This window comes from Synechococcus sp. R55.7 (assembly GCF_047461955.1).
Classification (GTDB): Bacteria; Cyanobacteriota; Cyanobacteriia; order Thermostichales; family Thermostichaceae; genus Thermostichus.
Map to the genome: position 1 here is coordinate 1 of NZ_JANSIC010000253.1, position 1,410 is coordinate 1,410.

The 1,410-nt window shown below is 58.7% G+C and carries 1 protein-coding gene; it reads right to left on the minus strand.

Going from position 1 to position 1,410, the window contains the following annotated elements; translation table 11 throughout:
• Nucleotides 1-246: 246 nt before the first annotated feature.
• On the minus strand, nt 247-1,410 hold a 1,164-nt coding region (locus NW820_RS11220; protein ID WP_414407518.1), incomplete at its 5' end, for a TM0106 family RecB-like putative nuclease.

A 1,410-nucleotide genomic window follows, 5' to 3' on the forward strand; every position in this document is an offset into this window, starting at 1 on the left:
AATCGTTGCATCAAGGCGCGGTTCCGTTTGTCCAGTTGGCGCTTACGTGCCGATCCCCCACGACCGCGACGGTTTCTGCCCTGATGGCGAGGAGATTCATGAGATTTCAACAGCATGGGATTCCCCTGATAAACTAAACAGTCCTGCCTGATTCTAAACGAAACCTCAGCAACTGGCCACAAGACTGGCGGCGCAAGCTGCGGCATTTGCGGCTGGGGATAGGCCGTCTTTGTCAATTTATTCGCATCATTCGGCATGGAGGACTCCTTGGGACAGCCAGTCTTTTAGGCGGTGGGTAGCCCGGCAGTCATCCTCGTTGTAGATAAGCGAGTGCTCCAAATATCTGCGCTCCCGAGTTTCCAGCCATTGGCTATACCAATAAATGGACTGGGCGCCATTGGCATCAGGCAGACGCCACTGAAACCCCAACCAGCGGGCGATGTTTTTCAGGGAATAGCTCTCAATCGGTAACACCACCGAGCGTTGCACCCAGGCCTGTAAATCCACAAAGCGCTGCAACAACTGGCGCACTTGTCGGGGATCCGTGCGGTATTGCTCCCCCAGCCGTCGGCAGGTCTGCACTTCAAAGCCGTGAAAGTGGTAGATGGGAGCGTCAGGATAGCGTTGTGCCAGTTGCAAGAATTGCTCCCAAGCTTGCCTTTCTTCCCGCGGCTCGGCGGCCAGGCAACTGTGATAGCTCGCAACCTTTTTCCCCTCGGCTTGCTCCACCACCAGCAGGCCCAGCAGATAGGCGACGTTGTGGCGGGGATCCGCCTCGATATCGAAGTACAGCTCTACGGGTGTGGTGGGCAGGGTTTCCGGGGGGGATTGAATCCAGAGAGGCTGCCGGCTGAGGGTGGCACGGGCTTGCAGCTGCAGTTGCAGGGCCACGCCGGATCCCAACTTGGGAATGGCTTGCAACCTATCCAACTGAGCGTTGGCCAGGGCTTCAATCGAGTGGATCCCCGCCTCTTGCAAAAGGGGATAGCGGGATCCCGTTACGCCCGGCAGCAGGCTGAGGGGTTGAGCGGCGGCGTTCAACTGGCGACAATGCTCCCGCCAGTGGCAAAGATGGCAGCGGCTGCGGGCCATGAACACCTGCGGTGGTTCCGGCTGGTTGAGGGAGTGCAGGTACTCCTGCAGCAATTGCCGCACCTGTGCTCGTCGGCGGCTCAGGTGGACGGGGTGCCACTTCCCATCTTTCAGGATCAAAATGCCCCGCTTGGGAACGTTTCCCTGCAGGGATCCGAGCAACTCTGCCTGCAAAGCCAGCAACAATTCGTATTCCGGTTTGGGGCGTTTGCCGATACGAATATGAACCGGCAGGTAAGAGGATCGGGCGGCGTGGCGACTTCTGCCAACGAGAGCGGGATCCCGAATCAGCAGATCCAGGGAGCTGCTCACCCAAAC